The sequence below is a fragment of the Criibacterium bergeronii genome (assembly GCF_001693775.2).
Taxonomy (GTDB): Bacteria; Bacillota; Clostridia; order Peptostreptococcales; family Filifactoraceae; genus Peptoanaerobacter; species Peptoanaerobacter bergeronii.
The window spans coordinates 41,546-55,117 of record NZ_MBEW02000001.1 but is presented as its reverse complement, the minus strand read 5'-3'; the positions used below and the strand labels follow the sequence as shown (position 1 = coordinate 55,117).

Below are 13,572 nucleotides of genomic sequence, written 5' to 3'. Positions count from 1 at the left end.
CATATTATAACATAGTTGGTAGGATTTATACATAATAAGTTCGCTAAAAAATGTGATTTTATTATGTATAAATTTTTAATTGGAGGAAAGAATAATGAAAATGAAAAAATTATTAACTTTTGCTCTTGTTTCAGCTTTAGCTATTTCATTAGCAGCTTGCGGAGCAAAAACATCTGAAAAACCTGAAGGTTCTGAGCAAAAGGCATCTACCGGTGGAAGTTTTGAACCAAAAGAAAACGTAACCATGATAGTAGCGTATAAGGCAGGTTCAGGTACAGATACTACAGCTAGGGTATTATCTGAGTATGCTACTAAAACTATAGGTAAAACTGTAGTAATAAACAACCTAGAAGGTGGCTCAGGCTCTATAGGTTGGACAGCATTATCTCAAGCTAAACCTGATGGTTATACATTAGGCTTTATAAATCTACCTACAGTTTGTTCTAACATTGTAGAAGAGTTGGGCGATTATACTATGGAAGATTTCATACCTATTTGTAACCATGTAGACGAAACAGCAATAGTATTGACATCAAAAAACAGTGAATTTAATACTTTAAAAGACTTAGTTGATTATGCAAAAGCAAATCCTGGAAAATTAAAAGCATCTACTAACGGAGAAAAAGCATCAAATCATATAGGTGCACAGTTGTTAGCAAAATCTGCAGATTTTGAATATACAGCTATCCCTTATGGCGGTACTGCTGACCAATTGTTGGCTCTAAGACAAGGCGAAGTACAATTTGCTGTAGCAAAAGTAGCTGACATTGCATCTATGAAGTCTGAAGTTAAGGTGCTAGGAGTATTTAGCACTGAAAGAATTGAAGAATTTAAAGACGTGCCTACTCTTGGTGAATTAGGATATTATGATAAATGGTATGGTAGCCGTAGAGCTATAGTAGCTCCAAAGGGAACTCCTCAGGAAGTAATAGATTTCTATGCTAAGGCATTTAAAGATGCTATGGAAAGCCCTGAATATATTGAGGCAGCAAAAAAAGCGAATATAAGCACTTTATATATGAACCCTGAAGAAACTAAAGCTATGATAGATGAACAATATAAGTTCTGCGTTGATGATGTAGCAAAACTTTGGTAATTTTCTAATTATTATTTGTGCTGCCATATATTTGGCAGCTAAATATTTTTGAAAAATAAAAGGGTGAACAATGAAAAAAACTGATATATTCGTAGTTGGTCTTATGTATGCGATATGCTTGTTTTTTGCAGTGATGACTATTAAATTGCCGCCAAATGCACAGGTATATCCGTTTGCAATAATAGTATTGTTATTTTTATTAAATAGTCTTTATGTAGTACAAATGTTTATTGCAGCTAAAAAAGTTGGAGTTGTTAAAGGGTTAGAAGAATTTAAAGGGTTTCTTCCAAAACAATTTTTTCCAATTTTTGCAATGACTGTTGCCTATATAGTATTGATGTCTATAATCGGATTTTATATATCCTCAGTAATATATATGGTGGCAGTTCTTTTATTTCTTAAAGTTAAGAAGTGGCAGATAGCGCTCACTACTGTTGTTATAATGTTGTTGGTATATGGGGCATTTACTGAATTTTTAGGTGTGCGTCTACCATCAGGAATATTTTTTTCATAATTAAGGGGGAATTTATATAATGTCTGAAACTTTAATGCTGATGGCGAATGGCTTTGTCAATGCACTAGTCCCTATTAATTTGCTTGCGATGATTGCAGGTGTCACTATAGGTATAGTTATAGGATGTCTCCCTGGTTTATCCGCTGCAATGGGTGTTGCACTTTTGTTGCCGATGACTTTTTCTATGAACGCATCTACCGGATTGATTATGCTGGGAGCGATTTATTGTGGAGCTATTTTTGGAGGTTCAATATCTGCAATATTAATACATACTCCAGGGACTCCGGCATCTGCTGCTACCGCTATTGAAGGATATCAAATGACCTTAAAAGGTCAAGCAGGTAAGGCTTTGGGTGTGGCGTGTATAGCATCATTTTTTGGTGGTTTGTTATCATGTATTTCTTTATACTTTTTTGCACCTTTATTGGCACAATTAGCTATGAAATTTGGTTCTCCTGAATATTTTTGGCTATCCATTTTTGGACTTACAATTATAGCTGGAGTATCTTCAAAATCAATAATAAAAGGCTTGATATCAGGAGCTTTTGGCTTGCTTATTTCTACAATAGGTATGGACCCTATGGAGGGTGTAAAACGCTTTATGTTCGGGCAAAGTTCATTATATGAAGGTATAAATGTGACTTGTGCCTTGATAGGATTATTTTCAATGAGCCAAGCACTGAGATTGGCAGAAAAAGCTATAACTCAAAGAGCAAAAGCACAAAAATTTAGTGATAAAATGCTACCAACAAAAGCTGAAATGAAAAAAATAGCACCTACTATCGGGCGTTCATGGATAATAGGAAACCTGATAGGCATATTGCCGGGAGCTGGTGCGTCAATCGCTTGTTTTATGGGATATAACTCAGCAAAACAATTTTCAAAAACAAAAGAGCAGTTTGGTAAAGGTTCAATAGAAGGAGTTGCAGGCTCTGAGGCTGCAAATAATGCTGTTACAGGTGGCTCTTTAATACCTATGCTTACTCTTGGGATACCGGGCGAAAGTGTAACTGCTGTTTTGATGGGTGGATTAATAATTCAAGGCTTGACACCTGGACCTGACCTTTTCATAGGTGAAACAGCTAAAATGACATACACATTTTTTGCAGGCTTTGTACTTACGCAGTTTGCAATGCTAGGGATTGGTCTGCTGGGTTGCAGAGCATTTGCTCAAATAGCAAGATTGTCAGACGCTATATTGATACCGGCAGTTACAATATTGTGCGTAGTAGGTTCATTTGCTATACATCAAAACTTATTTGATGTTGTTATTATGCTTATTTTTGGAGTAATTGGATATTTAACTCAAAAATTTGACCTAAATAATGCTGCCATAGTGCTTGCATTAATTCTAGGACCAATTGGAGAAAAAGGACTAAGACGTTCGCTTGCATTGTCGGGCGGTGACCCTTCAATATTGTTTTCTACACCACTTTGCTGGATTTTAATAGTATTATGTGTTTTTGGAATATTTTCTCCATTATTGATGAACAAAATATCTCCGGAGGTATCTGAATAATTAAAAGCTTGCATATTGTAAAAGAAAAGCAGTAGTTTAAATTCTTGGTTTGGTAGAGAGTTTTTACGGTTAAAAAACAAAATATGCAAAGATATGTTAAACGTAATATTTGAAATGGAATAATAAAATGATTAGTTTTTTTAATCCTTTAAGGGAATTTACAATATATTCAGTGGTGTTTAGATTAATTCTTTCAGTGATTTTGGGATTTTTTATAGGCTTTGAAAGAGAAAGTAAGCATCTTCCGGCAGGTCTGAGAACTTATATACTAGTGTGTATAGGCTCTACCCTTACAATGATATTAAGTCAGTATGAATATGATATGCTCCAAAGTGCAATCCAAAGAGGATTGGTCAGTAAAAATGTTATAACTGACGTATCAAGATTTGGGGCACAAGTCATAAACGGTATAGGTTTTTTAGCGGCAGGCACTATTATTATAAATGCAAAACAAGAGGTCAAAGGTATCACAACCGCAGCTAGTCTTTGGGCATCTGCTTGTATGGGATTATGTATTGGAGCTGGCTTTTACGAATGTGTTTTTTTAGGCTTTTTGACAGTGTTTATTTGCAACAGATTTCTACCGATACTGTCCAATTATTTTGTGAAAAACTCTTGCAACATGAATATTTATGTAGAATTTAACGCAGTAGAAGAAATAAGAGAAATCTTGCTTTTTATGGAAAATAAAAAAATAAGAGTGTATGATTTTGACCTTGAAAGAGGAGACTCAAAAAGAGGACAAAGACCAAGTGCTGTAATGTTACTTAGATTAAATGAAAAATCAAATCATACTTCTATTATTTCAGAAATATCAAGCCTGAAGTGTATAAATTTAATAGACGAGATATAGGAAGGGTAATGGATTGATAAGTCTTTTTGATAATTTAAGAGATATGAGCTTTGCCTCAGTATTTTTAAAAATGATGCTATCACTTGTATGTGGTGGAATAATCGGGATTGAAAGAGAATACAAAAGACGTTCAGCAGGATTTAGGACACATATATTGATATGTGTAGGTGCTTGCATGACTACCCTTACAGGACAGTATTTAACATTATTTATGCATTATACTACTGATATGGCAAGGTTGGGAGCACAAGTAATAGCAGGGATAGGCTTTATAGGCGCAGGTGCTATTATCAGGACTCCAAGGAGGCAGGTAAGAGGGCTAACTACATCTGCAGGCTTGTGGGCAGTGGCTATAACAGGCTTGACGTTTGGGGCTGGTTTTTATGAAGGCGGCTTGATAGCTACAGCATTGATATTTATTGTGGAGTCAGTGCTATCCAAGTTTGAATATAATATTAAATATTTATCTAAAGATAGGACAATATATATAGAGTATAGAAATAAGAAAACTTTGGATAAAATATTTGAAATTTTTGATACAAATATGATTAAAATTGACCATATAGAAATTGCTAAATTGGCGAAGTACGATGCGAACAATGAGCAATATCGCTGTGCAATTATAACAATACAACCAAATCATGTAGATGTGATAGATGAGCTTTTAGAGCAAATTGAGCAAGTAGATGATGTAGATTTAGTAGACTTACTCTTATCTAGGTGATAATGTATTTAACGATATTTACAATATAAAAACCCACACTGCATTTGCAGTGTGGGTTTTTACATTGTAATGATTATTTATTCGCCTAAACCACTTTCTATGGCATCAACGATTTTTTTCATATCTTCTACTTCTGTATCACCTGATACTTCGATAGTAATATTATCGCCTTTATTAATCTGTGCTGACATTACATTTAGTACGCTTTTAGGGTTTACTCTTTTATCACCTTTTACAAGTATTATATCAGATTTGCATCCGCTTGCTATTTTAGCTAATACTCCTGCCGGTCTTAAATGTAAACCTGTTGCATTTTTAATTGTTACTTCATTTTTTATCATGCTAAATCTCCCTTGTTAAATAAATTTAAAAATTATTTAGGTGTTTATTTTAAATTTTCTAATAATTTTACTGTGAAATCAAAAACTCTTTTTGCAGATGCGATATCAAGATGTTCTTTTGGAGAGTGAACATCAAACATATCAGGTCCATAGCTTATCATATCGCAGTCAGGCAATATTCTTTTTAGTAAGCCACATTCTACTCCGGCGTGGATTGCAGTTAATTTAGCCTCTTTATCAAACATATCTTCATATAGTTTTTTGGCTAAATCTCTTACTTTGCTGTCTTTTTCATATTCCCAACCCGGATATCTAGCTAATATGCTGAAATCAGCATTAAAAGTTTTTGCAAAAATCTGCAATCTATCTAGTAAATCGTCTAATTCGCTTTCTACTGAGCTACGAGTTGAAGTTATTATCATTAAATTGTCATTTGCCTCTTTAAGTATAGCATTATTTAACGAAGTTTCAACTAGGTTTTCCATATCCATTGACATTTTTATAACTCCGTCAGGTACTGTCATTAGATAGTCAATTATATTATCTGTAAGCTCTTTGGTATATGCTGTTTTTACGTCTGTTTTAGAGATTTCAAGCTGCATATCCGGATCTTGCACACTATATTCTTTTTTTATGCTCTCAAATAATTTTTTTGCTGTTTCTTCGGCTTTGGCAGCATCTTTTACAATTATTTGTGCTGTAGAATTTGCAGGTATTGCATTGTCCTTTGTGCCACCGACTATACTTATAATTCTTAGTTCATTTTCTTTTCTTATTTCATTTAGTAATCTCACAAGGACTTTATTTGAGTTGGCTCTTTGTTTGTGAATTTCTCCACCTGAGTGACCTCCAAGAAGTCCTTTTACAGTTAAGGATAATCCTTGTCCTGTGAAATCTTCTTTTTTAATTGGGAAATAAGCATTAAATGTTGCTCCCCCTGCACAAGTGGTTAAAAATTCTCCTTCTTCTTCGGAGTCCATATTTAGTAGAACACTACCTGTTAAGCTGCCCGGTTTTAGTGCATCTGCACCGTACATACCGGTTTCTTCGTTGGTTGTGATACATATTTCTAGGGCAGGGTGCTTGTAATCTCCATCTAATATTGCAAGGCTGTATGCTACTGCTATACCATCATCAGCACCTAATGTAGTTTGTTTAGCTTTTAAAAATCCATCTTCTACATACATTTGTATTGGGTCTTTGTCAAAGTCATGTTCACTGCCGTCTTCTTTGACACAAACCATATCCATGTGTCCTTGTAAAATCACTGTAGGTGAGTTTTCATATCCAGCAGAGGCAGGTTTTTTGATGATTACATTGTATTCTTCATCTTGAACTACTTCTAGATTTCTCTTTTTTGCAAAATTCACTAGATAATCAGAGATTTGTTTTTCTTTTCCTGAGCCTCTTGGGATTTGGTTAATTTCGTAAAAATATTTAAATACTTCTTTTGGTTCTAAATCTAAAGACATATATTCCTCCTTAAATTAATTTATATATTTAACTTTCATTTGAAACCTAGATAAACTCACTGATTTTTTTGTATATGACAATTGCATATTTATTGCATAAAACGGATACTACTACACCTATAATCATGCCTACCATAATATCAGTGGGGTAATGTACGCCAATATACATTCTTGAAAATGCTACTAAAAAAGCATAAATATATGCAAGTATGCCAAGCTGTCTATTGTATAAAAAAACTGATGTTGCAAATGCAAATGATGCAGATGTATGACCGGATGGAAATGAATAGTCCTGTGGCAATTTAGCCAGTACGGATGTTATAAGGTCATATTTTTCAAATGGTCTTGTCCTAGCAATCAGGGGTTTTAAAATGACATTTGTAATTAATCCGTTAAACGTCAAGGATGTCAATGACATATATGATATTCTTGCCATATTTGGCATAAATAGCATAAAAATGCTCAAAGCTATGAAAATAAGTCCTCTGTCTGCTAATGTTGATACAAGTATCATTATTTTATCAATGATATCGGAGCGCACATTAGTTTGCAAAAAATACAAAAATTTGCTTTCCCAAATCATCCTTCAATCCTTTCGGTTAATTAACCGGGTATTATCTCAAGCCAGTAATTGTCAGGGTCAGCTATAAAATAAATCCCCATATTTTTATTTTCAAAAACAATACATCCCATTTCTAAATGCTTTTTGTGTGCTGCCTCAAAGTCATCAGTTTTAAAGGCAAGGTGGAATTCATTCTCACCTAAATCATATTGGCTCTTTCTGTCTTTTAAATAAGTTAGCTCCAATTCGTGAGTTTTGTTTTTGTCTGTTAGATAAACTAACGTAAAACTACCATCAGAAGCCTCTTTTCTTCTTGATTCGACTAGACCAAGAGCCTCTTTATAAAAATTAATACTTTTTTCAAGATTCAAAACATTGAAATTATTATGAGCAAATGTAAATTCCATTTTTCAACTCCATTTAAAATCATATTTATTAGTCTACCATATAAAAAATGATGTTACAAGAATTAATTGTAATAAGCCTTTGAATAGCTAACAAAAAAATTATCATTTGATTTATAATTTATAACTTTAATACCCACAAAGCCAAGGTCTAATACGTCCTGCTGCCATTTCATGTCTGTATTTTTTACACTGTATTGCTCTACGATATCTTCTATTATCTTGCCAAGAGGGCAAGTAAGTACAAAATTTGATTCGTCTAAAGAAGATATTGTGTACGACTGAGCTAGAGCGGTGCTTAAAAGAAAATAATCTGTATTTTTTATAACAATAACCCCAACACTGTAGCCTTTTTCAATGGAAAGGTATTCTGCTAATGCAAGAAGTTTTTGTCCCAAAAGAAAACCCCTGCTCCCTTTTTGAACAAATAAAAATTCTATGTTAGCAGTCTTATCAGGGTCAAGCTTATCAAGCTTTTGACTTAGTTGGGCATTTTTAGCTAATAAGGAATATATGCAGATTCCAACAACGCTGTTTTCGCTTGTTGCAACTAGTATACTTTTTTTTGGGTCTGAAAGAAAATCTTTTACTATGGACTCAAAATTGCTTTTAATTTTGGAAATTTCAAGTCTAATGGTATCATCATTAAAATTTTTTAAATCATCAAAGGTATTTAGCTGAAAAAATTTAAACTCTTTAAAGTTGGATTTTATTTGCCTATTTGTAGGTACAAGGTCTATATTTGCAAATTTTTTAGACTCTTCATGTACCTTTGTTAAATCTATTTCGTGCATCTTAGCTCCTTATAAAAATGCGAAATTTTAATCTAAATCTGCTTTTTTAAATATAGTTTTTGCTAAAAATATTGAAATCAAGAAAGCTATAATTTCAGAAATCAAGAAAGAATACCAAACTCTGTTTATTCTTCCGCTTAATGAAAAATAATATGCAAGAGGCATTAAAAGTATGACTTGTCTTATGAGTGATATTATAAGCGAAGGTACTCCGCTACCTAACGCTTGAAACATGGAGGATAGTATAATTGAAACAGTAGCAAAGATAAAGCTTATAGGTATTATCCTAAGTGCAGGTACTCCAATTTCAATCATTTTTGGAGAGGCGTTAAAAACATTGAGGATTTGCACTGGAAAAATCAAAAATAATAATAAGCCTATTGACATGAAAGACAATGAATAAATTAAGGCATATTTCAACGCATCGTGAACTCTTTGCTTATTTTTTGCTCCAAAATTATATGCAGCTACTGGAAGTAGTCCATTTGACAAGCCAATTATTGGCAAAATTACAAAACTTTGCAGTTTAAAAAATACTCCGAAAAATGCAACTGCTGTGCCTGAAAATGCTGATAGAATTGTATTAAAAACAAATAAGGTAAATGATGATACGCTCTGCATTACCATAGAAGGAAAGCCTATTTCTAAGACTTCTTTTATAATGATTGTATCAAATTTTAGTAGACTAAAATCTATTTTTAGCTCATGGTTCTTTTTTATATGAAAATATAAACCGGTTAGTGAACCTACTAATTGACCAAGAACTGTGGCTATTGCAGCACCTTGTACTCCTAAACCGAATGTAAAAATAAATATTGGGTCAAGTATGATATTTGCCAATGCTCCGCTACCTTGGGTTATCATGGTGTAAAAAGTCCTGCCTGTTGAGGCTAAGAGCCTTTCAAAACAAATTGTATAACAAAGTGGCAGGGAACAAATTGTGACCCATCTCATATAGGCTTTTGCATCAGGTTTGATAGTTGAGGCTATATTTTGCATATCTACAAAGGAATTGGTGAAAAATATACCTGAAATTATATAAAAAAGCCCTATTAAAAAATAAGCGAAAATTGCTGTATTTGCAATTCTTTTTGCATAGGGTAAATCTTTTTTTCCTAAATATCTTGAAACTAATGAGCTTACACCAACACCAAGCCCAACCGTTAACGCTATCATGAGCTGTTGTATAGGGAAACAAATTGACACTGCGGTCAGTGCATTTTCGCTAATCCTAGAAACAAATAGTGAGTCTACCATATTGTAAAGTGCTTGCACAAGCATCGAAACCATTATTGGTGATGAAACGGATATTAGCAATCCCTTCATTGGTGCAGTGCCCATTTTATTTTCTTTTAAATCTGACATTACCTCTCCTTGTTGTTAAAATTCTTTATTGCCCTGTCGATATTTCTGAGTTGGTCTTTTTTAGCCATATCTGCTCTTTTGTCGTAATTTTTCTTACCTTGAACCAAGGCAATCTCAATTTTAACTTTTCCATAGCTAAAGTATGCACAAAGAGGTATTATTGCGTACCCCTTTAGCTTTACTTGACCTAAGAGGTAAACTATTTCTTTTTTGTGTAGGAGGAGCTTTCTAATTCTTAGAGGGTCTACATTAAAAATATTGCCTTGCTCATAAGGTGAGATGTGAACTTGTTTCAAAAATATTTCACCTTTTTCAATGGAAACAAAGCCATCAGAAAGATTGAGCTTACCTTTTCTAATGGATTTAACCTCTGTTCCCTTTAATTCTATTCCAGCCTCAAATTTTTCAATTATATTGTAATTGAATTTGGCTTTTTTATTTGTTGCGACTATTTTTACTGACATAGCATTATCCTAATAAATTTTACAAAACATTTTATAATGAAAAAATATATATGATGTACATCATATATATTTTTTGAATTTAGATGTTATTATTGTGATTGTATTTTCAGTTTCTTCTTTCAAATTGATTGTAATTTCATCAGTTAAAATCTCCTTATCCTTTTTTGGCTCTAAGGCTTGGATTTTAACTAAATATCCTAATTTTGACAGATACTCCTGAACATAAGCAGGATTTTTTCCAATCAATTCATAAGAAAATTTTTTTAAATCCAAGACTTATACCTCTTTAATATCTTTTTCTTTTTCAGATACTTTTTTGTCGATTTCTTTTATTGCTTTATCAGTAAGGGTTTGGATTTCGTCTAAAGTATTTTTTACTTCGTCCTCAGGTAAGCTGTCTTTCTTTTCTGCTTTTTTGATTGCATCATTTGCATCACGTCTGATATTTCTGATAGCGACCTTAGCATTTTCTCCAATTTTTTCAGCTTGCTTGCATAGCTCTGTTCTTCTTTCACTTGTAAGCTGAGGTATGTTTATCCTAAGGCTTGTGCCATCATTTGTTGGATTAAATCCAAGGTTTGCCATTTGGATTGCTTTATCAATTAGACCTATGCTACTTCTATCCCATGGTTGAATTTGTAAACTTCTTGGCTCAGGTACAGTGATTTGTGCCATTTGTTTTATAGGTGTCATAGTGCCGTAATAGTCTACCATAACCTTGTCAAGCATTTTTGGGTTTGCTCTGCCTGTTCTTATTGTGTCTAGGTCATCACCTAAAACGGATACGGTTTTATCCATTTTATCCTTAACTTGATTTATTTGTTCTTTTAACATTTCATCCTCCGAAAATTTATATTTTATTAAATTTTAGTTTACTATTGTGCCTACTTCAGAACCATTGATAATATCAAGCATATTTTCTGATTTTAAAGAAAATACTCTAAGCGGGATATTGTTATCCATGCAAAGTGTGATTGCACTTAAATCCATAACCTTTAAGTTTTGTGACAAAACGTCCATATAGCTGATATGTTGATATTTCTTAGCGTCAGCAAATTCGTTAGGGTCTTTGTCATATACACCGTCCACATTTTTAGCTAGCAGTAGGGCATCTGCACCTATTTCTGCTGCTCTAAGTGCTGCAGCTGTATCTGTAGAAAAATATGGGCTACCTGTACCAGCAGAAAATATTACTACTCTACCTTTTTCTAAATGTCTTATAGCTCTTCTTCTGATATATGGCTCAGCTATTTGTCTCATGTCAATTGCAGTTTGAACTCTAGTGTCTATACCGACACCTTCTAAGTACGATTGTAATGCCAAGGAATTCATAACGGTAGCCAGCATACCTATATAGTCGGCTTGAGCTCTTTCCATATCTTTACCACTTCTGCCTCTAAAAAAGTTACCGCCGCCAACAACAATTGCCACTTCGACTTTTTGGTCGACAATGCTTTTAACTTCTTTGGCAACTTTTTCTAGCATACCTTCATCAAATCCAAAGCCTTTTTCTCCAGAAAGAGCCTCACCGCTCATCTTGAGAAGGATTCTTTTATATTTTTGCATCTTAATTTCCTCGCCTTTATACTGGGGTAAGAGAATAAATATAATAAAATAAATTATCTTAAAGCTATCCTCTTTCGATAGAAATATTATAACATACATTTATATTTTTTGGGAATGGTTTTTGACATTATCAATAATTAAAATATTTATTTTGAAGTTTTTTCTAGGAAAAATTTCATATTGTATAAAAAGTTTGTGATGGAAAATATTTTTATAAAAAAGATTGAAAATATAATAATTTATAGGTTTTATTATTTTTGAATAACGTTATTTCATGTATTTTTTTAGTATAATTTAATTACAAATTAATCACAAATTTATTGCATAAGAGAGTAATTATGCTTGCAAAATGAGTATAAAAAGACTATTTACTTTTTTTTCTTGAAATGCTATTATTTTTAATACAATACACCGAATAAACTTTTTTCGATGTATTTATAAATATTATTTTTATGTGTATACAAAATGATAAGAATACTTTTTGTTAAATATTTTATGGAGGTAATTATGAAAAGAAAAGTCATATCTTTAACATTGGCATTATCTATGGTATTTGGTGGAACAGCGATTTTAAATCAAAGAGCATTTGCAGAAGCTCCAGTGCAAACTAAATATAATCAAGTTGAGTCTGAAGTAGAAGCAGTTGAAGCTGAAGTGGCTGGTAGCGAATATGAACAATACGCTGCTCAATTAGCTACTGAATTAGATAAAATGCAAGCCCAAGTAGAAGAAGTGGCTACACCTTTTAACGGAGAACGTTTTAATACAGAAACTATATACGACCTTGATTCAATAGGGGCAAGATTGGAATTATTCACTGAAATATCAAAAACTATAGCTACTGCATCAAATGATTTAAATAAAAAAGTAAGACAAGCTCATATAGAAATAGGTGCAGAAATAACAAAAGCTATAATAATTGCAGCTAATCCTTTTGCTGGCACTGACGAAGTAAAAGGCGAAATAGATAAATTACAAGCGGTAATAGAAAAAGCAAGAGGTATGGCAGACGTTACATCTACAGACAAAGCAACTATTTATGTAAAAAAAGCTTTAGATTCTGCTATATGGAACACAAGATTTGAAAGAGATAGCAAAGTGCTAGGAAAAGTACCTTTCAAAGTATATAACGAACTTAATAAAAAAATAACAAACGCTGTAGGAGTACAACTAAGCTTGAGAAGTACAGTAGCTGATGTGGAACAAGCTATAAAAGATTTGGATGAAGCATTAAAAGAAGCTATAGCACAAGCTAAGTAATATATAAATCGATAACAAAAAAGAACTGGTAGATTTCAACCTATCAGTTTTTTTTGTTATAAATTTATACTAAAATTCTACAATATTATAATGGTATATTCAAATTTTGTAATAATTCCTGTTTATTTAAAGTAAGGCATATATTCCTACTCTTATACTGATTTCCCTTTAAATTTGTAGTATAATATATCTTATAAAAAAATATATGAAGTAACCAAACAAGAATATAACAAAGTAGAAGAAATAAGAAAAAGTAATAATAGCAAAAATAATTATAAAGGCGGAAACAACAAGTATTTAACAGTTGAACAAAAAAAGAAATACTATTAAAGTTTAAAAAAACAATGAATAAAGGACAAATATTAGATGCAAAAAGAATAAAAATAGTATTTTATGAAGAAATAAAAAAATAACAGCAGATACTTATATTTACAGAGTATTTAAAATACATGGATATAGAAAAATAATGCCAAGAAGTAAACATCTAAATAAAGCAAGCGAAGATGTTATAGAAACCTCAAAAAAATTAAAGAAACAGCAAAAGAGTTGGAAAACTATTGTCGTGAAAATAAAAATAGACTAATGTTTGAAGATTAAGCAGGCTTTGCAAGGATAAATAAACCAAAATATTGTTGGTG

General features: G+C 32.5%; 16 protein-coding genes. 6 read left to right on the top strand and 10 right to left on the bottom strand.

The genetic code is table 11. The features are described 5' to 3' along the window. Positions 1–100 precede the first annotated feature (100 nt). The 5 genes from BBG48_RS00305 to BBG48_RS00285 all read left to right on the top strand — a co-directional run bounded on the left by BBG48_RS00305 (position 101) and on the right by BBG48_RS00285 (position 4,706). Positions 101–1,096: a tripartite tricarboxylate transporter substrate binding protein gene (locus BBG48_RS00305; RefSeq protein WP_243446714.1), complete on the top strand. Its 996-nt coding sequence runs from the start codon at positions 101–103 to the stop codon at positions 1,094–1,096. A 70-nt stretch (positions 1,097–1,166) separates the two neighbouring features. Continuing rightward, positions 1,167–1,610: a tripartite tricarboxylate transporter TctB family protein gene (locus BBG48_RS00300; RefSeq protein ID WP_068911517.1), complete on the top strand. Its 444-nt coding sequence runs from the start codon at positions 1,167–1,169 to the stop codon at positions 1,608–1,610. 19 nt (positions 1,611–1,629) lie between these two features. Beyond that, positions 1,630–3,129, top strand: coding sequence for a tripartite tricarboxylate transporter permease (locus BBG48_RS00295; protein WP_068911515.1), 1,500 nt, complete (start codon positions 1,630–1,632; stop codon positions 3,127–3,129). A 127-nt stretch (positions 3,130–3,256) separates the two neighbouring features. Continuing rightward, on the top strand, positions 3,257–3,982 hold the full coding sequence (locus BBG48_RS00290) for an MgtC/SapB family protein (protein WP_068911513.1): 726 nt from the start codon (positions 3,257–3,259) through the stop codon (positions 3,980–3,982). 13 nt (positions 3,983–3,995) lie between these two features. Then, complete coding sequence (locus tag BBG48_RS00285) at positions 3,996–4,706, top strand: MgtC/SapB family protein (protein WP_068911512.1); 711 nt, start codon at positions 3,996–3,998, stop codon at positions 4,704–4,706. A gap of 77 nt (positions 4,707–4,783) precedes the next feature. On the opposite strand, the gene BBG48_RS00280 is transcribed toward BBG48_RS00285, so the two are convergent. From BBG48_RS00280 to pyrH, 10 genes are all read right to left on the bottom strand, one after another. Next, positions 4,784–5,047 (bottom strand): HPr family phosphocarrier protein, encoded by a 264-nt coding sequence (locus BBG48_RS00280; protein WP_068911510.1) that lies wholly within the window; start codon positions 5,045–5,047, stop codon positions 4,784–4,786. Positions 5,048–5,091: 44 nt separating this feature from the next. Then, positions 5,092–6,519, bottom strand: a complete 1,428-nt coding sequence (locus tag BBG48_RS00275; protein WP_068911509.1) for an aminoacyl-histidine dipeptidase — start codon at positions 6,517–6,519, stop codon at positions 5,092–5,094. A gap of 46 nt (positions 6,520–6,565) precedes the next feature. Then, a complete protein-coding gene (locus tag BBG48_RS00270) occupies positions 6,566–7,102 on the bottom strand; it encodes a phosphatase PAP2 family protein (protein WP_068911507.1) in 537 nt (178 codons plus the stop codon). A 20-nt stretch (positions 7,103–7,122) separates the two neighbouring features. Continuing rightward, entirely contained in the window at positions 7,123–7,488 is a 366-nt protein-coding gene (locus tag BBG48_RS00265; RefSeq protein WP_068911504.1) for a VOC family protein, read from the bottom strand. Positions 7,489–7,550: 62 nt separating this feature from the next. Then, entirely contained in the window at positions 7,551–8,279 is a 729-nt protein-coding gene (locus BBG48_RS00260) for a hypothetical protein (RefSeq protein ID WP_068911502.1), read from the bottom strand. A 27-nt stretch (positions 8,280–8,306) separates the two neighbouring features. Next, on the bottom strand, positions 8,307–9,644 hold the full coding sequence (locus BBG48_RS00255; RefSeq protein ID WP_068911500.1) for an MATE family efflux transporter: 1,338 nt from the start codon (positions 9,642–9,644) through the stop codon (positions 8,307–8,309). Further along, the gene (gene smpB, locus BBG48_RS00250; RefSeq protein WP_068911498.1) at positions 9,644–10,108 is read right to left on the bottom strand and encodes an SsrA-binding protein SmpB; all 465 of its coding nucleotides are present in this window, start codon (positions 10,106–10,108) and stop codon (positions 9,644–9,646) included. Before smpB ends, BBG48_RS00255 begins: the two co-directional genes overlap by 1 nt. A 60-nt stretch (positions 10,109–10,168) precedes the next feature. Further along, on the bottom strand, positions 10,169–10,381 hold the full coding sequence (locus tag BBG48_RS00245; protein ID WP_068911496.1) for a hypothetical protein: 213 nt from the start codon (positions 10,379–10,381) through the stop codon (positions 10,169–10,171). A gap of 3 nt (positions 10,382–10,384) precedes the next feature. After that, positions 10,385–10,942, bottom strand: a complete 558-nt coding sequence (gene frr, locus BBG48_RS00240; protein WP_068911494.1) for a ribosome recycling factor — start codon at positions 10,940–10,942, stop codon at positions 10,385–10,387. Between the two features lie 33 nt (positions 10,943–10,975). Next, positions 10,976–11,674, bottom strand: a complete 699-nt coding sequence (gene pyrH, locus BBG48_RS00235; protein WP_068911492.1) for a UMP kinase — start codon at positions 11,672–11,674, stop codon at positions 10,976–10,978. A 507-nt stretch (positions 11,675–12,181) separates the two neighbouring features. Here pyrH and BBG48_RS00230 point away from each other — a divergent pair. After that, positions 12,182–12,934: a CAMP factor family pore-forming toxin gene (locus BBG48_RS00230; RefSeq protein ID WP_158527882.1), complete on the top strand. Its 753-nt coding sequence runs from the start codon at positions 12,182–12,184 to the stop codon at positions 12,932–12,934. Positions 12,935–13,572: the final 638 nt, after the last annotated feature.